The 15,990-nt window shown below is 62.8% G+C and carries 14 protein-coding genes and 1 riboswitch; of the genes, 2 read left to right on the plus strand and 12 right to left on the minus strand.

What is annotated here, in order from left to right; genetic code table 11:
* The 4 genes from RCJ92_RS10845 to RCJ92_RS10860 all read right to left on the minus strand — a co-directional run.
* A partial coding sequence (locus tag RCJ92_RS10845) for a CDP-alcohol phosphatidyltransferase family protein (protein WP_446754561.1) occupies positions 1 to 558 on the minus strand: 558 nt, incomplete at its 3' end.
* Positions 559 to 841: 283 nt separating this feature from the next.
* On the minus strand, positions 842 to 1,738 hold the full coding sequence (locus RCJ92_RS10850) for a dihydrodipicolinate synthase family protein (protein WP_446754562.1): 897 nt from the start codon (positions 1,736 to 1,738) through the stop codon (positions 842 to 844).
* A 79-nt stretch (positions 1,739 to 1,817) separates the two neighbouring features.
* Positions 1,818 to 2,249 carry a DUF6069 family protein gene (locus tag RCJ92_RS10855; RefSeq protein ID WP_446754563.1) on the minus strand — a complete coding sequence of 144 codons (432 nt, stop codon included), beginning with the start codon at positions 2,247 to 2,249 and terminating at the stop codon, positions 1,818 to 1,820.
* A 224-nt stretch (positions 2,250 to 2,473) separates the two neighbouring features.
* A complete protein-coding gene (locus RCJ92_RS10860) occupies positions 2,474 to 2,938 on the minus strand; it encodes an HAD hydrolase-like protein (protein ID WP_446754564.1) in 465 nt (154 codons plus the stop codon).
* Positions 2,939 to 3,313: 375 nt separating this feature from the next.
* On the opposite strand from RCJ92_RS10860, the gene RCJ92_RS10865 reads away from it, so the two are divergent.
* A complete protein-coding gene (locus tag RCJ92_RS10865) occupies positions 3,314 to 4,597 on the plus strand; it encodes a dicarboxylate/amino acid:cation symporter (protein WP_446754565.1) in 1,284 nt (427 codons plus the stop codon).
* 86 nt (positions 4,598 to 4,683) lie between these two features.
* Here the strand turns inward: RCJ92_RS10865 and RCJ92_RS10870 are convergent, their stop codons facing one another.
* From RCJ92_RS10870 to RCJ92_RS10905, 8 genes are all read right to left on the minus strand, one after another.
* Positions 4,684 to 5,166 (minus strand): DUF6069 family protein, encoded by a 483-nt coding sequence (locus tag RCJ92_RS10870; protein ID WP_446754566.1) that lies wholly within the window; start codon positions 5,164 to 5,166, stop codon positions 4,684 to 4,686.
* A gap of 125 nt (positions 5,167 to 5,291) precedes the next feature.
* Positions 5,292 to 6,524, minus strand: a complete 1,233-nt coding sequence (locus RCJ92_RS10875; protein WP_446754567.1) for an acyl-CoA dehydrogenase family protein — start codon at positions 6,522 to 6,524, stop codon at positions 5,292 to 5,294.
* A 111-nt stretch (positions 6,525 to 6,635) separates the two neighbouring features.
* Positions 6,636 to 7,871 carry an acyl-CoA dehydrogenase family protein gene (locus tag RCJ92_RS10880; protein WP_446754568.1) on the minus strand — a complete coding sequence of 412 codons (1,236 nt, stop codon included), beginning with the start codon at positions 7,869 to 7,871 and terminating at the stop codon, positions 6,636 to 6,638.
* A 17-nt stretch (positions 7,872 to 7,888) separates the two neighbouring features.
* Positions 7,889 to 9,328, minus strand: a complete 1,440-nt coding sequence (locus RCJ92_RS10885; protein WP_446754569.1) for an LLM class flavin-dependent oxidoreductase — start codon at positions 9,326 to 9,328, stop codon at positions 7,889 to 7,891.
* A gap of 12 nt (positions 9,329 to 9,340) precedes the next feature.
* A complete protein-coding gene (locus RCJ92_RS10890) occupies positions 9,341 to 10,411 on the minus strand; it encodes an ABC transporter permease (protein ID WP_446754570.1) in 1,071 nt (356 codons plus the stop codon).
* Positions 10,408 to 11,412 carry an ABC transporter permease gene (locus RCJ92_RS10895; RefSeq protein WP_138176286.1) on the minus strand — a complete coding sequence of 335 codons (1,005 nt, stop codon included), beginning with the start codon at positions 11,410 to 11,412 and terminating at the stop codon, positions 10,408 to 10,410. Before RCJ92_RS10895 ends, RCJ92_RS10890 begins: the two co-directional genes overlap by 4 nt.
* Positions 11,409 to 12,947 carry a sugar ABC transporter ATP-binding protein gene (locus tag RCJ92_RS10900; RefSeq protein WP_446754571.1) on the minus strand — a complete coding sequence of 513 codons (1,539 nt, stop codon included), beginning with the start codon at positions 12,945 to 12,947 and terminating at the stop codon, positions 11,409 to 11,411. Before RCJ92_RS10900 ends, RCJ92_RS10895 begins: the two co-directional genes overlap by 4 nt.
* The gene (locus RCJ92_RS10905; protein WP_138176282.1) at positions 12,931 to 13,977 is read right to left on the minus strand and encodes a substrate-binding domain-containing protein; all 1,047 of its coding nucleotides are present in this window, start codon (positions 13,975 to 13,977) and stop codon (positions 12,931 to 12,933) included. Before RCJ92_RS10905 ends, RCJ92_RS10900 begins: the two co-directional genes overlap by 17 nt.
* Positions 13,978 to 14,051: 74 nt before the next feature.
* Positions 14,052 to 14,142, minus strand: a riboswitch (SAM riboswitch).
* A 338-nt stretch (positions 14,143 to 14,480) separates the two neighbouring features.
* On the opposite strand from RCJ92_RS10905, the gene RCJ92_RS10910 reads away from it, so the two are divergent.
* Positions 14,481 to 15,965, plus strand: a complete 1,485-nt coding sequence (locus tag RCJ92_RS10910; RefSeq protein WP_446754572.1) for an FAD-dependent oxidoreductase — start codon at positions 14,481 to 14,483, stop codon at positions 15,963 to 15,965.
* Positions 15,966 to 15,990: the final 25 nt, after the last annotated feature.

Consider the following 15,990-nt stretch of genomic DNA (forward strand, 5'->3'; position numbering starts at 1 on the left):
CGGGGCCCGGGCTAGCAGCCGGTAGAGGTAGCCCAGCCCCGCCAGCGCATGCAGCACGGCCCCGAGCCCGGTCAACAGCACCGCCGGCTCGGCCAGCGCCTGCCACTGCGGCACCCGGGCGATGAGCACCAGGACCAGCCCCACCATCAGCACCGCGGTGCGCACCTTGCCGATGATGCTCACTGAGAGGCTGCCGGGGTCCTTGGCGAAAAACAGGCTGACCGTCACGGCAAGGTCCATCAGCAACGTCAGGACCGCAATCCACCAGGGCAGCAGACCGGCAATGGTCAGGGCCACCAGGATCAGGGCCACCCCGACGCGGTCCGCAATGGGGTCCAGGATCTGGCCGAAGCGGCTGGTCTGGTTCAGGTGCCGGGCCAAGAAGCCGTCGACCCAGTCGGTGGTGCCAAAAATGGCCGCCAGCACCAGGGTGAGGACCGGTTGCCCGCCACTGATGATGAACCCGCAGAGGGGAAGAATCAGCAGCAGGCGCAGCAGCGTCACCAGGTTCGGGATGGTGCGCCAGTCCCCGGGGCGCAGCTGAAGGATCTCGCTCATCGCGCTGCCCTGCCGTCATGGGGAATTCTTGGCCATGGTGCCCGGGGGCCGGTGAAGCGTGGGGGCAGGGCAGATGCAGCCTGAACGCGGTACGGTGCTCGGCTCATCTCCAGCGCCTTCCTCTGGCTCCAGCGGCCCCTCCCGCCGCGGCAGCGACACGGAAGGCCTCTTGCCTATGAGCGTAGTGAACCGGGTGCCGCAAGTACACGGGTGCCCGGCATCAGGGCATCCAAACTTCGCCCGGGCACCTATTTACGCAGGCCAGCACTATATGCCATTGTGGTTATACGTCGTCCTCGAGCCGGGCACCGGCCAGGAACTCCCGCAGCCGCTGGCGGGCTGCGTCGGGAATGCCCTGCAGGGGCAGCGGCAGGCTCGGCGCGGAGACCAGACCGAGCTCCTCGGCCAGCGCGCTGACCACACGCAGGCTGCCCAGGCTCCGGAAAAGATCCCACAGCGGCTCCAGGCGGCGCGAGAGGTGCCGCGCCTCGGCGTGCCCTCCGGCCTGCGCGGCCCGGGTGATCCGCAGTGCGGTGCCGGGCAGCACGCCGGCGATCACCGAGTACCAGGTGTCGCACCCGGCGCCCAGTCCCTCGGCGGCCATCCAGTCGCCGCTGATGCCAACCCCGTAACCGTCCGGGACCACATGGCGCAGCTCGGCGATGCGCCGGTGAGCGCCATTCGCGGCCGGCGGCGGAATCTTCACCCCGCTCACCCTTTCCAGCCCGGCGATGCGCCCGTGCAGCTCATCGCTGAAGCTGAATCCGGTGGTGCCCGGATTGTCGTAGACGATGACGGGCAGATCACTGGTCTGGCTGACAGTGCGGTAGAGGTCGAAGACCTCCTGGTCGGTCAGCTTCTGGTAGGACACCGGGGCCAGCAACAGGCCCTGGGCGCCGGCGGCCTGCGCGTCAGCCACGTGGCGCAGCACATCCCGGGTCCGCAGCGCCCCCACCCCGGCCAGCACCGGTGTCCCCTGGGCGGCGGAGATGCTGGCGGCCAGGACCTCCCGGCGTTCCCCCGGATCAAGGTAGGCGTAGTTGCCGGTGGATCCCAGCACGCCCAGGCAGTCCACCCCGGCGCCGGCGGCGCGGGCCACCAGGCGGGCCACGGCGTCAATGTCGACCCGTTCCCCCGTCATCGGCACCAATGGAAAAGCGGACAGTCCCGCGAACTTCATCGTCTCCCCCTCGCTGTGCGCGTTCTGGGGTCTACGTTAACTGAAGCCGTAGGACTGCCCGCTGTTTATGGCTGGCTGGTTACCGCAACGCGTAGGCCGGAACCGGCTGGTTGTTGTTCGTGCGGCGGACCGCCACGAACCAGGCTGCCGCCACCACCAGGTGCATCAGGGCCAGGGCAATGCCGGTGGCCGCGTCGGTGGCGTGCAGGATCGGGTTGATGATGGAGACGACGGCCACGATCGCGCCAAGCCACTGGGCGATGCGGCAGAAGCCCGGCTTGGCGCTGCCGATGGCGAAGGTGAGCAGCCCCAGGATTATGATCGGTGCGAGGGTGAAGCCCAGAACCTGCGCGAACTGCACGTGGTCCACCAGCCCGCCGTTGAACACCATGGAACCGCCGGCGGATTCACTGACGAAGAAGACGATGACGTTCAGGTAGGCGGCACCCAGGGCCAAGATCAGGACCTGGACGAAGTTGAAGGGGCTTTTGTACTGGATTTCAGCGCCCATCGGCTGAATTCCTCCTCGGATAGTTGAAGATTGACAACTGATTCTACTTCCAGTAGAAGCCCACAGGAAATACGGGAAGCACGTGAAATAAGCGACATTTTTGCTCCTTCACCGACACAACGCGGTGCTTTCTGCGCGGATGCGGCCGAGGATTCGTCCCTTTGGCGCGGGCGGGTTCCCGTTAAGGTCACCCACCCGCTCGGGCGCGGCGTCGGAAGTGTTCCCTAGACGCTGACCGTATCCAGCGAGGCGAGGTACTTGGGCAGGTCCTTGACCCCCTCCAGCACGGCATCATGCGGCTGCTCTTCCAGCTCGGCGCGCTGCAGCTTGCCGGTCAGCACACCCGCCGCGGGCACCCCGGCGTTGCGGGCGGCCAGCAGTTCGTTGATGGTGTCCCCGGCAGCCAGCACGCCGGCCACGGTCTGGACCCCGGTCTGCTCCATGCCGCCGTGGATCATGTACTGAGCCGGACGACCGGCGGCACCTCGACGGCGGGCTGCGCTGGGACGTCCCGGAGTTCGCGCGCAACGCGTACTCCACACCGGGCAGCGCGGTGGGGGATTCTGGGTGTAGTAGCTCAGCCGCAGTCCCCGGAAGCGTTCGAGGGGCTTGTCCATCTGCCGGGGCTCCGGTTCCCCGCCGTCCAGGCGCATCAGCCCCGTGATCGTCTCACGCTTTTCCGAGGCCATCCGGATGGGCAGGTCATCGGCTTGAGACTGGTGGGGGCCGGTGCATCAGGCTGCTGATCAAACAGTCCATCAAGTCCTTCCAGTTCGATGCGATGCTCACCCAAATCATCCTTGTGCTGGTGCTGATCATCGTGGTCGACCAGGCCTCGGGCTTCATCCGCAAGAAGCTGAGCCAGTAACCGCACCACCACACCGCAAGACAAAAGGGTCCGCGCCACCGCCCCGACCCTCTTGTCTTGCGTGAGGTGCCGGTGGCTCGCGAGCGGTCGGCTTTCAAGCAGGGGTCTTGACGCTATAACATGGCTGGGGCGTGGGCTGCACCACAACCTGCAGTCCAACGCTGCGCGCCGCGATCATCACGACCGAAGGATCTCCATGAAGATACTGAAATCGATCCCCCTACTGGGATGGATCATCCTCGCCATCATCCTTGGCGTGGTGACCGGACCGATCATGCCCGAATGGCTAGGTGGGCTGTTTCTAACCTACAACTCGATCTTCTCCGGGTTCCTAGGCTTCATTGTCCCGCTGATCATCCTGGGCCTGGTCATGCCGGCCATCGCCGAACTGGGCAGGGGGGCCGGCAAATGGCTGGGCATCACCGCGATGATCGCCTACGGTTCTACCGTCATTGCCGGTCTGCTAGCCTATTTCGTCAGCCGTTGGCTGTTCACCCCGTCGCTTTCCGGCGGCGGGCTGGAGGAATTTGGGGAGGAGTCCGGTTCCGGGTTCACCCCGTTCATCACCGTCGTCGCCAGCGCCGGCGACTCGGCCACCGAGATCGTCCTGCCCCCGGTCATCGACGTGATGAGCGCGCTGGTGCTCGCGTTCGTCATCGGCGTGGGCCTAACCGCCTTCCACTCCAAGGTACTCTTCCGCGGGGCGGTCGAGTTCCGCACCATCATTGAGTCCGTCATCCGGCGCATCATCGTCCCGGCGCTGCCGCTGTTCATCTTCGGCATCTTCATGGACCTGTCAGCCAGCGGGTCGGCGGTCACCGTGATCACCAAGTTCCTGCTGGTCGCCCTGGTTTCCTTCGGGCTGACCCTGGTCATCCTGATCCTGCAGTACACCGTCGCCGGTTCGGTCGCCGGACGCAACCCATTCAAGGCGCTGTGGAACATGCGCGACGCCTACTTCACCGCGCTGGGCACCTCCTCCTCAGCCGCCACCATTCCGGTGACCCTGGATTCGACGAAGAAGAACGGCGTGAACGATTCCGTGGCCGGGTTCGTGGTGCCGCTGTGCGCCACCATCCACTTGTCCGGTTCGATGATCAAGATCACCTGCTTCTCCATCGCGGTGCTGCTGCTGACCGGCGGGAACGTCTCCTTCGGCGCCTACCTGCCCTTTATCCTGATGCTCGGCGTCATGATGATCGCCGCCCCGGGCGTCCCGGGCGGGGCGATCGCCGCGGCCGCCGGCCTGCTGGCCCAGATGCTCGGCTTCGGCGAGGTTGAGGTCGGCCTGATGTTCGCCGCCTACATCGCCCTGGACAGCTTTGGCACCGCTACTAACGTCACCGGTGATGGCGCGATCGCGATGATCATGAACAAGCTGACCCGCGGCAACCTGGGCGCGCAGCCGCAGGACCTGGCCGACACCGAGGTCGAGGCGCTGCCGGGCACCGCCGCGCACTCGCACACCCGGCCCGAGTAGCCGCCGCCTTCGGGCACAGTCCGCAAACACACCCCAGGCCATGGCGTTGCAACCTGCAGCACCATGGCCTGGGCCGTATTCAAGGGCTAGCGCCGGGTGGCCCCGTAGTGGCTGGCCGTGGCCGGCGCCAGGGCCTGGGCGGCCTCCTTGTCGTTGTACTTCTTGTTGGAGTTGTTCACCGCCAGGTACCAGGAGGCACCCACGATCAGGTGCATCAGCGCCAACGCGATCCCGCTGAGCACATCTTCGGCAAAGAGGATCGGGACGATGATGGACACCACCGCGACCGCCACGCCCAGCCACTGCGCAATGCGGCAGAAGCGGGGTGCGGCGCGGCCGATGACGAAGGTCAACAGCCCCAGGATCAGGATCGGCGGGGCGGTGAACCGCAGGATATGGACGAAGTCCAGGTTCTGGAACAGTCCGCCCGAGAACTTCATGGACGCGCCAGCGGCCTCGCTGACGAAAAACACGAACCCACACAACACTGCCGCACCAAACGCGGCGATGATGACCTGGGCGAAATTGAACGGCATCCTGTATCTGACAGGCATAGCGTGGGCGCTCATGACTGATCATCTCCTCGATCACTCGAATCGCTTGAGCCCTGTCAATTCACTGTACGCCGCATCACACCGCAAGAGAACAGGTGCGGGCTGCCCGGGTGGGAACCCCTGGCCAAAGCCTGCGGGTTCTACTTCGATGCGCCAATCGCCCAGACCCGCGGCAGCTGCGTTCCGTTGACCGCCAAGTCTCCAATCAGCCGGGCCTTGAACACCCACGGATTGTGGTTCCCGGCGGTCCGGGCATTGCGCCAGTGCCGGTCAAGGTTCTTCGAAACACTGGTCGCCGAGGCCGCCAGCGCGTCAAAGGCGTGGGTGATCGCGTTCAGCGTCAGGGGCGTGAGGGTCACCTGCGCCTGCGCGGAGGCCAGCTCGGCGGCGTCATTGGCCGCCAGGTCCTCGGCCTGGATAACCGTGCCCGCGTGCAGCCCCACCGCCGTGTCATGGGCCTCCTGCAGGGCCCGGGAGACCCGCTGCACCGCGGCGGTGGCCACATAGGCGGCGGAGGAAACCTCACCGATCACCTGCAGCAGCTGCGGATCCTGGCTGGCAAGGTTCGCGGCCGCATGACTGAAGGTGCGTTTGCGCTGCTTCAGTTCGGCGGCAAAGTCGCGTTCGGCCGCGCGGGCGCTGCCGGCCAGCACCACCAGCAGCACCTGCTGGTAGAAGGCCGTCTGGTAGCGGAACCTGGTGTCGAAGTCGATCAGGTCCTCCTCGTGGACCACCGCGTCGGTGAAGGTCGAGGTCCCGGTGCCGGTGGTGCGCTGGCCAAAGCCGTCCCAGTCATCGGCCAGGGCGATCCCCGCCTGATCCGCCCGCACCGCGGCGATGACGCGTTGGCCCGTGTCGGTGCGCTCGGCGTAGGTGTCCAGCCAGTCCGCGAAGATCGAACCGGTCGAATAGTACTTGGTGCCGTTGATGCGAAAACCCCCGTGGCCGTCCGGGGTGACCTTGGTGATCACGTCCCCGACCGTCACTGCGCCAACCTCCGTCCAGCAGTTGCCCACCAGCTCACCCCCGGCAAAGCGGCGCAGCCATTGGTCACGCCCCGGCCCGGGGGCGGCCACCAGCCGGTCCTCGACGAACGCGAAGTGGGCGCGCAGCGCCTGGGCGATGTTGGAATCGGCGGCCGCCAGGTCGGTGAGCAGTTCGAACAGCTCGCCCAGGTCCGCTCCGGCGCCGCCGTGGGCCTCGGGCACGCGCACCGCCCCGAACCCGGCGTCGGCCAGTTGCCTGATCTCGGCGAAGGGCAGCTGGCCGGTGCGGTCGCGTTCGACCGCCCCGGCGGCAATGGACTCGAAGATTGGCGCGAAGCGGGCGCGCAGTCGCTGCAGGCGGTTGGCATTAATAGCTTGAAGAGTCATCATCAATTCCTGAATGAAGTGGAACGTTGGCGCCGTCCAGAGAACGGTAACGACGGCGCCAACGAGTCTGGAAAATCTGTTGGTTTCGGCCTCCGAGAGGTTCGAAAAACTTTAGGTATACAACGAAAGAGGCGGGGTGTCCCCGTGGAGGTAATACTGGCCGACTTCGATCTTCTTGTAGTCGACCGGGTCATGAAGGGTATGGGTGCGGATATTTCGCCAGTACAGGTCAAGCCCCACATCGCTCTTCGTTGAGCTAGCCCCCGTCACCTCGTAGATGCGGTTTGCCACTTCGATTCCGACCTCTGTGGAGACAACTTTCAATTCAGCGATGGCCGCTGCGAAATCCCATCGTTGCTCAGCGGTCAGATCCGCAGAACGTCCGACCTCGCGGTCATAGCGGCGGTTCAGTTTCTCCGCCAGCGCCGCCACTGCTGCCGTACGCGCTTTCAGCTCCCCAATCGTCCGCTGGAAAATTGCATCACGGGAATAGGTTTCGGCATCTGAAAAGAGCCACGCATTCTTGCGCTCCAGCAGGATCTGGCGACCGTGGGCTAACGCTCCCTCAGCCACTCCAAGGTAGAAGTTGGCAAAGCCAAGCTGCACCCCGGGCGTGAGCAGGGTGGAGATCGGCTCATCGGTGACGACACCCAGAACGTCATCGTCCGTGATCTGCACGTCGTGGTACTTGACCGATCCGGAAGCCGTCAGCCGTTGCCCGAGATGATCCCAGTCATCAAGCAATTCCACTCCTTGGCGGTCAGCCTCAATGACAAAAGCAAGATCCTGCCCGTGCTTCGGCCCGCCATCGACCACGGCATTGATGATGATCACGTCACCAACACCTGAACCGGTGCAAAAACGCTTGTGTCCGGAAAGAACGTATCCGTTTCCGTGATACGTGAGTTTTAGCGACGGATCGACTGGATTGACTGAATCGCCCCAGAGCCATCCGCCTTCTGCCGTCAAGCGCCACCAGTTTTCCTGCTGTTCGGGAGCGGCGTAGAACGCGATCCCCGTCTGGTTGAAGTAGTGGTACGCCAACAGCTGTGAAATGGAACCATCAACGGAAGCCAAAATGCGGACGGCTTGAAACGCTGTCTCAAAGTGTCCACCGGCTCCGCCATATTGCTTTGGCACCAGCAGATTCAGCAAGCCCGAAGACCGTAGCAATTGCACCTCGGCTCGTGGCTGATTATTCGCTCTGTCTCGATCTAGGACATCGAGTGCGAGAGTGTGGGCTACCTGTTGCGCGACTGCTGCCCAATGGTTAATTTCCTCCTCTGAGGCATACCCTTCAAACGGGGTCCGGGGCAACGTCGCCTGTGCGATGTTGGTGCTTGTCATGGAGTACCACTCTGATGCTAGTTCTTGCCGGTCAGAACGATTTCGGGTGTCGGGCTGGCCTTGCTATCGGCGGCCGATGGCTGGTTGGTGTAGGCGCCTCGGTAAGCAGCTGCTGGATGTTGGTCGTTAACTCTGAGATTTCCGGATCCGGCAACGTATTCCCTCAGGGTCGAACCTTCGTAGTCGCTCCAGGTCCTTCCGCGTTTGCGAAGTTCCGGAACAACGAGATCAGTGAACTGTTCGAATGAACCCGGGGTGATTGCGTAGGCGAGGTTGATACCGTCTAGCCCTGACTCATCCACCCAACGTTCGATTTCGTCGGCGACGGTTTCGGCGGACCCGACAAGCACAGGTCCGATCCCACCGATCCCCAAGTAGTCGGCGATGGAATTCGGCGTCCACGATTTACCGGGGTTTGCAGTGGTAAAGATCGACAATGCTGAACGCGCGGCATTGGTGTCTAGATACTTGAGCTCTTCCTCGGACGCGTAACGGCTTAGGTCCAGGCCCGACCAGCCTCCGTAGAAAGTCATGGCACCCTCGCGGGAGACATACTGCTGGTACTCGCGATAAAGGCGTTCCGCCTTGGCATCAGAGTCGGCTACTACGGTTGTAATCAATGCGTAGATCTTCGCGTCGTTTCGTGAACGACCTGCTTCTTCAAGCTCCTCACGAATCGCATCGGTCTGACGGCGCGTTACAGCTGTGTTGATCGAATTCAGGAAGATGCCTTCGGCATGCCGAGCGCCGAAGCGTCGACCGCGAGGTGAGGCTCCTGCCTGGAAAATTGCCGGAGTTCGCTGCAGGGACGGTTCGCTGAGGTGAATACCAGGCACGTCAAAGTACTTGCCGTGGTGGTTGACGGGATGGACTTTCGTTGGGTCGGTGTAGATGCCTCGGGAGCGGTCCTTGATGACAGCGCCTTCCTCCCAAGAGCCTTCCCAAAGTTTGTAGACCACATCCATGAACTCGTCGGCAATATCGTAGCGGGCATCATGATCCAGCTGTCGGTGAAGACCAAGATTGCGGGCAGCTGACTCAAGGTAGCTGGTTACGACATTCCAGCCGATACGCCCTCGCGTCAGATGGTCAAGGGACGAAAATTTCCTGGCCAGTGCGTAGGGCTGCTCATACGTGAGGGCCGCGGTGACCGCGAATCCCAAACGCTGTGTTGCAGCAGCCATGGCCGAGACCTGCATAAAGGGATCGTTCAGCGGTACCTGATCGGCATCCAACAGGGCCGGCGCGCTGGAATTGCGGTATACATCGTAGATTCCCAATACGTCGGCAAGGAAAAGGGCGTCAAACCCTCCGCGTTCCAAGGTTTGGGCCAAACTTACCCAGTATTCAAGGCTGTTGTACTCATCAGCCCGGTTCTCCGGGTGCCTCCACAAGCCTGGGCTCTGGTGGCTCACACACGTCATGTCAAAGGCGTTCAAGTGAATTCTGTTGCTCATGCTGTTTCCCTTCTAAGACGATTTGGTGGTGCGAAGCCAACGCGTCCAATGCGTTGCGGAGGCGTTGTTGGAGTGTTGCAGCAAAACCCCGAGTAGGAGGATGGCCAAAAGTACGATGCCGCGGCCGAGTCCCTGCCAGAAGAATGGGAGACCCAAGAGATTCATGCCATTGTTGAGCAAGGCAAAGATCAGGACTCCAACAATCGTGCCGGGCACCGATACTCTGCCGAACCTACTCAATGTCGCGCCGATAAAGACGGCGCCGATGGCATCCATCAGATAGGCCTGGCCGCTGGCAGGGACATATCCATTAGTTCGTGCAGCAAGAATGACCCCGGCAAAGCCGCAAATCAACGCACAAAAAACATACGCACTGGCCAGTAATGGCGCGGTCCGCAAGCCACTGATGCGAGCCGCGCTTGGTTGTTCCCCGGTCAATGTAAGAGTTCGTCCGTAGCGGGTAATTCCAATCAGCAGCCCCACGCCAAGCACGACGGCGGCGGTGTTTATGACAGCGGCATCTACACCCAAGAAGTACCCGCGGCCTAGCACCGCGAAACCTTCTGGAACACGAGGGGCCGACAAGTAGATCGGAGCGCCACCACCGGTAAGCAGCTGTTGGGCGCTTGTTCCGACGAACCAAATACTCAAAGTGGCAAGGAAAGCGGGAATCCGCAAGGCAACGATGAGTAGGGCATTGACCACTCCAACAACGAGTGCGATTAGCAGTCCGCCAACAACTGCAACCCAGGCCCGGTAGCCGTCGGCTATCAGCCAGGCGCTGGCCAGTGCCCCGAGGTCCAGGGACACACCAACGGACAGATCAATTCCCCCAGCCCGGACGACTACGGTCAAACCAACCGCCACCATCGCCAGCAGCGAGACCTGCCCCAGGATGCCCACGAGGTTTCCAACCGTGAGAAATACCGGGGATAGAACCGAGAAGGTCAGCAAGATCAGGCCCAGGGCCGCCGGAGCGATCAAACGAGACGGGCTCCAGGTACTTGCCTTTGTTCTACCCGCGAACGTTGGGGTTCCCTGGCCGACAGCGTTTACGCGTTCCAATGTTTGACTCGTGCTCATACCCGGCTCCTTCCACGTAGGGTCATGCTCGCCAAGACCAAGAGGATCAATGCACCCTTGGCTCCGCTCACCCACTGGCTCGCCACTCCCAACAACGTCAATCCGTTGCCCAGGGCGGCCACGAAGAGGGCTGCGAGGACCGTACCCGGCACCGAGACCAGACGACGTCGGGAGAAAATCGTCGACATGTAGGCAACCAAGATGATGTCGAGCAGAATTTGCGTGCCAATGCCCGGCACGGCCGCCGAAAGGCGGGTCAATAGCAGCACACCAGCTACGCCGGCGAGCGCAGACCCAATAATGTAGCTGCCGAATCGGTAGCGCTTGGGCGATACACCGCAGACTTCTGCTGCGACGGGATTCTGTCCTGTCGCGTAACAGTTCACACCCCACCGAGTACGTCCGAAGCCCCACCATCCGAGCATCCCCACGGCAAAGAGAACCCATGCCGCGATGGGGATGCCGAGCCACGAAGCGTCTCGTAGTGCAATGAGGAAAGGGTCTTCAAGTCCGATCTTGATGTTTTGGCTCAGCACCAATTCCAGGGAAGTTGCGATGCCCATCGTGGCCAAGGTGGCCAGTAGCGGTCGCAATCCCAGGAGCACACACACTCCATTTACGGAACCAATGATTAGCGCCACGGTTATACCGCCAGCCACTGCGACGATAGCCGAGTGTCCGTGCGCACTGAGTAGCGCTGTCGTCATTCCCGCAAGACCAGCGACGGCACCGTTGGATAAGTCGATGCCCCCGTTGAGCACGTCATCACCACCGTTGATGATGACCACGGCCAACCCCACCCCGGCGATGCCTGTAACTGCTGCTTGGCTCAGGATTGTGGCGAGGTTCTGTCCGCTTAGAAAATATGGGGATCCCAGAACAAAAACCAGCAGGACGGCGCCCAGTGCCGCGTAGCCGAACCATCTGCGCAAGGCAATGGTCGACAGACGCTCTGAGCGTCCACTTTCTGACGAAGTTTTCTGAAGTGTCTGAATGCTCATGCGTTTACCTGCTCCTGTGAGTCGAGAGAGGTGTCCCCGGCGGAGGCCAGGCGAAGCACTTGATCCGTTGTTGTCGACGCACCGGGCAGCTGCCCGAGGATCTGCCCCCGGTAGAGCACCGCGATACGGTCGGCGATACCTACCAGTTCCTCTAGATCAACGGTGACAACCAGTACGGCAGCGCCCTGATCAACGAGTTCATTGATTTGGCGATAGATCTCTGCACGGCTTCCGACGTCAACCCCTGCAGTGGGCTGGTCCAAGACCAGGACGCGGGCTCCGTGAGCTAGCCACTTTCCAAGAACAACCTTCTGCTGGTTGCCTCCGGAGAGCTGGGAAGCCACGGCTTCGGGGTCCGCCGGCCGGACGTCCAGCTTGTGGATCAACGTTCTAGCCTGCTCGCGCTCGCGGGACAGCGCAGTGAATCCCAGCCGTCGCCCCAAGGATTTGAGGCTCGCTGCGGCTATGTTTTCTCGGACTGTGTTGCGTATGAAGATCCCGTCATCCCGGCGGTCAGCTGGAACGTAGCCGCCGCCACGGGAAACAAAATCAGCCATGGACCGGATTCGCTGACCCCACAGGCAGATGGTGCCGTGGGCCTTCGTCCTGCTCGTAGCGGCATCAGCCAGGGATTCAATCCCAGAACCGACAAGACCTGTCACACCGACGATTTCACCAGGGTGCACTTCCAAGTTGATGTTGCTGAGCTGGCCTGGAATCCCAACATTTTTCAGAACCAATGCAGGTTCTTCCGAGAGCCAGCGACGAGATTGGCGCCCCGACTCGAACTCGGAAACGGCGGAGCCAACCATCAGCTGCACGACGTCGTCTATGGTGTCACCGGCGTTGAAGCAGGCATCGCCAGCATTCTGACCATTACGCAACACGGTGATTCGATCAGTGATTTCGCGCAGTTCCTGCAAATAGTGCGAGATGAAGATGATTCCCACACCCGTCTCACGCAAGTGCGCAATGGTACCGAATAACTGGCGCACTTCCTCCGCTGCCAAAGGCGCCGTGGGCTCGTCCAGTATCAAGATCCTCGGCCCGGTGAGGACGGCTCGGGTGATCTGTATCAGCTGCTGTTGAGAGACACTCAGCTCCTCGACAAACGCGGCCCCATCAATCTTTTGACCCGTGCAACGCAGAATGTCGGCGGTGGCGCGCTGTTGTTCTTCGCGAACTCGTCGCCAGCTGCTTCCCAAGACCTCCGAGCCTAGGTATAGCTGTTCGGCGACGGTGAGCCGTCCGGCCTGGTGCCGGTCCTGATGAATAACCCGGATACCCCTCGCTTCGGCATCCGCCGGACGAGTAATGGAAACCGGCTCTCCATCCAGCTGGATGCTGCCGGAGTCCAGGGTGTAGAGGCCCGTGAGGATCTTGATCAAGGTAGATTTTCCGGCACCATTTTCCCCAACCAGTCCCAAGACTTCACCGCTGCGAAGGCTCAGCGACACCCGGTCGAGCACGGTCACGGCTCCAAAGGACTTGGTGATTCCCCGCATTTCTAGAAGGAGGTCAGATCCCGAGCTCATTGCGCACCTGTTCCACGTTGTCCTTGGTGACGAACACCGGATCCACATAACTCGTCTTGGGGACCTCGCTGGTTTGGCCGGCAAGGTACTTCGCGACGTTCACCGCCGATTGGGCAGCCATCTGAGCCGTGGGTTGAGCAACGGTGAAGCGATATGAGCTTTCCGGATTGGCGATCAGGTCCAGGGCACCAGGCTCGGCATCTACTCCGTACAGTCCGATGTCGGCGTCTTTCGAGGTATCCACCGCGTGGGCAGCCCCTATCAGGGGCATGTCCCAGCACGACCAAACCGCATCGATCTCGCCCTCCGGCAATCGGCGTAGCTGGTCCTGAACCTGTTTCTTGGCATCCTCGATCGTTCCCTCATATTTGTCCTGCAGTTCAGGGTCAATGATCTGAATCTCTGGATATTCCTGCAGCACGAGCTTGAGGCTTTCGTAACGGATCCGGCATGGAGTCACTCCGGGAAAGCCGTTGAATGCGAGAATCCGCCCCTGCCCGTCGATGTCTTCAGCAAGAGTGCGCGCCAAGGTCGTGCCGATGTTCCAGTTATCACTGGTGACGTTGTTCTTCGAGTACTCACTTTGAAAATCCACGGTGAACAGGTCGATTCCTGCCTCATCCACCTTCGCCAGGGCAGGAGTCAGCGTTTGCGCGTCACCTAGGATCACCACGATCGCATCCGGCGATTGAGCGATGAGGTTCTCGATGTCGGCAACGTGTTTGTCGTCCTTGGCTTCCGCCTGCGTCGCAATCACCTCGCCGCCCAGCTCCCCGATCTTGGCCTGTAGTTCTTCGTACACAGTTCGGCTGAAGTCGTGAACAATATCCTTGGCTGCGATACCCACCGTTTTGCCTTCCAGGGAAGGCGCATCAGCCACCTCTGCCTGCGCAACGGGCTTGATGTCCTCCTTGGCGATCGGAGCACTCGCTGGCCTAACGGGCTCCTTGAGGGAGCACGCGGAGAGCAAGGTAGTCGCAGCCAACCCGATGCCTACGATCTGGGCCATGGTTTTCACGGAGCGCGTCACGGAAATCCTCTCTTTTGGTCGTACTTGTTGCCGAGGAATTCCGGGATGCACCGCACTGCGCACAGGTCATCCCAGTTCCATCGAACCTGGCAGTAGCACTATCCGCGTACAGCGGACTTGCTGCGGCGTCGACGAGCCAGGTCTCTCGGCCGCTCTGGATGGTGTTCTTCGATTCCACCACTTCGGTTTGGCGGGCCGTAAGCCTCTCCTTCACCGACGGACTCAGAAGGAAATGAGTCGTAGCAAAACCCTGAAACACCGGATTTCATGACACTGGGACGGATCAATATGACCGCACAATTCGTCATATGACGCGCCACCCATGGACATCTATGAGTTTTCAAAGCGAGCTTGGTACTTTCTGCGCTCGCGATTGCGTAGGAGTACTCCGCCATCCCCAGCTTCAAAGTCCCTTGGAGGGGTTGGGTGTTGGTGCGTGCGTGGCTACGGTCGGGGCATCGACATGTGACGGGCCCGAGCAACCCAATCCTTCAGGAGGGATCATGACCTCGACATGGCAGCGCACCAGCGCGCAGATCAACACCGATGACTTCGAATCCGATGGACGCTACGACGTGGTGGTGGTGGGGGCCGGGCTGACCGGGCTGACCACGGCGGTGCTGCTCAGCCGGGCGCGGCTGCAGGTGGCGGTGATCGAGGCGCAGACGGTGGGCGCCGGAACCACCGGGCACAGCACCGCCAAGCTGAGCCTGCTGCAGGGCGGCACGCTGCAGCAGATCCGCCGCCGCCAGTCGATTCCGGCGCTGCGGGCCTATGTGGAGGCGAACCGGGAGGGGCAGTCCTGGCTGCTGCGCTATCTGGAAGAGAACTCGGTGCAGGTGGAGCACCAGGACGCGTACACCTTCGCACTGCGCCGCGCATCGCTGCCCCGGCTGCGGGCCGAGGCGGCGGCCAGCGGTGAGGCCGGGGTGATGGTGGAGGAACTGCCCGGTGGCCAGGTGCCGCTGCCGTTCGAGGTGGCCGGGGCGCTGCGCCTGCCCGAACAGGCGCAGCTGGATCCGATGCGGGTGCTGGGCCTGCTGGCCGAGGAACTGCGCAGCCGCGGCGGGAAGATCTTTGAGCACACCCGGATGCTCAAGGCCGGACAGGGGGCGCCGATCCGGGTGCAGACCCCCACCGGCAACCTGTACGCGGATCAGTTGGTGCTGGCCACCGGCACCCCGGTGCTGGACCGTGGCGGGCACTTCGCCCGGCTGGAGCCGAACCGCTCCTACGCCCTGGCCTACCGGGTGCGGGACGGGGCGCAGGCCCCCGAGGGCATGTTCCTGGCCATCGACTCGGCCGGGTACTCCATCCGCACCGCCCGGGACATGACCGGCCCGCTGCTGCTGGTCGGTGGCCACGGCCACCGGGTGGGCCGCGGGGACCCGGCCGCGGCGGAACGCGAGCTGGACCGGTGGGCGCGCGACCAGCTGCCGGTCACCGAACGCACCGACAGCTGGTCCGCGCAGGACTACCGGGCGGCCGGGGCGCTGCCGATCGTGGGCACCATGTCCGGCAGCGGCGGGCAGATCCATGTGGCCACCGGGTTCAACAAGTGGGGCATGACCAATGCGGTGGCCGCCGCCCTGCGCCTGTCCTCCGACATCCTGGGCGGGAATCTGCCCTGGGCCCGGAAGCTGAGCTCCGGCAACCGGTCCCCCGGCGCGTGGCTGGATGCGGCCAGCATGAACGCCACCGTGGCCCGGCTGCTGCTCACCGACTGGGCGCGCACGCTTGCGGCCCCCACCAACCCGCAGCAGACCCGGGACCGCCCCGGCGTGCACCGCCAGGGGCGCCAGGTGGTGGCCGAGAACCCGCAGGACCCGGATGCCTGCCGGCTTTCCGGGGTCTGCACCCACCTGGGCGGGATCCTACAGTGGAATGCCGCGCAGAACACCTGGGACTGCCCGCTGCACGGGTCGCGGTTCAGCGCCCAGGGCCGGCGGCTGGAGGGTCCGGCCACCAGTGACCTGAAACGGTTGTAGCGCCCACCCCCGCCGGTGCGCTACC

The organism is Glutamicibacter sp. BSL13, from assembly GCF_052928425.1.

Excerpts from the sequence above, each read along its gene's own strand:
- RCJ92_RS10850 (WP_446754562.1), bottom strand. The coding sequence starts at position 1,738 with ATGAAGTTCGCGGGACTGTCCGCTTTTCCATTGGTGCCGATGACGGGG.
- RCJ92_RS10855 (WP_446754563.1), bottom strand. The coding sequence starts at position 2,249 with ATGGGCGCTGAAATCCAGTACAAAAGCCCCTTCAACTTCGTCCAGGTC.
- RCJ92_RS10860 (WP_446754564.1), bottom strand. The coding sequence starts at position 2,938 with ATGGCCTCGGAAAAGCGTGAGACGATCACGGGGCTGATGCGCCTGGAC.
- RCJ92_RS10865 (WP_446754565.1), top strand. The coding sequence starts at position 3,314 with ATGAAGATACTGAAATCGATCCCCCTACTGGGATGGATCATCCTCGCC.
- RCJ92_RS10870 (WP_446754566.1), bottom strand. The coding sequence starts at position 5,166 with ATGAGCGCCCACGCTATGCCTGTCAGATACAGGATGCCGTTCAATTTC.
- RCJ92_RS10875 (WP_446754567.1), bottom strand. The coding sequence starts at position 6,524 with ATGACTCTTCAAGCTATTAATGCCAACCGCCTGCAGCGACTGCGCGCC.
- RCJ92_RS10880 (WP_446754568.1), bottom strand. The coding sequence starts at position 7,871 with ATGACAAGCACCAACATCGCACAGGCGACGTTGCCCCGGACCCCGTTT.
- RCJ92_RS10885 (WP_446754569.1), bottom strand. The coding sequence starts at position 9,328 with ATGAGCAACAGAATTCACTTGAACGCCTTTGACATGACGTGTGTGAGC.
- RCJ92_RS10890 (WP_446754570.1), bottom strand. The coding sequence starts at position 10,411 with ATGAGCACGAGTCAAACATTGGAACGCGTAAACGCTGTCGGCCAGGGA.
- RCJ92_RS10895 (WP_138176286.1), bottom strand. The coding sequence starts at position 11,412 with ATGAGCATTCAGACACTTCAGAAAACTTCGTCAGAAAGTGGACGCTCA.
- RCJ92_RS10900 (WP_446754571.1), bottom strand. The coding sequence starts at position 12,947 with ATGAGCTCGGGATCTGACCTCCTTCTAGAAATGCGGGGAATCACCAAG.
- RCJ92_RS10910 (WP_446754572.1), top strand. The coding sequence starts at position 14,481 with ATGACCTCGACATGGCAGCGCACCAGCGCGCAGATCAACACCGATGAC.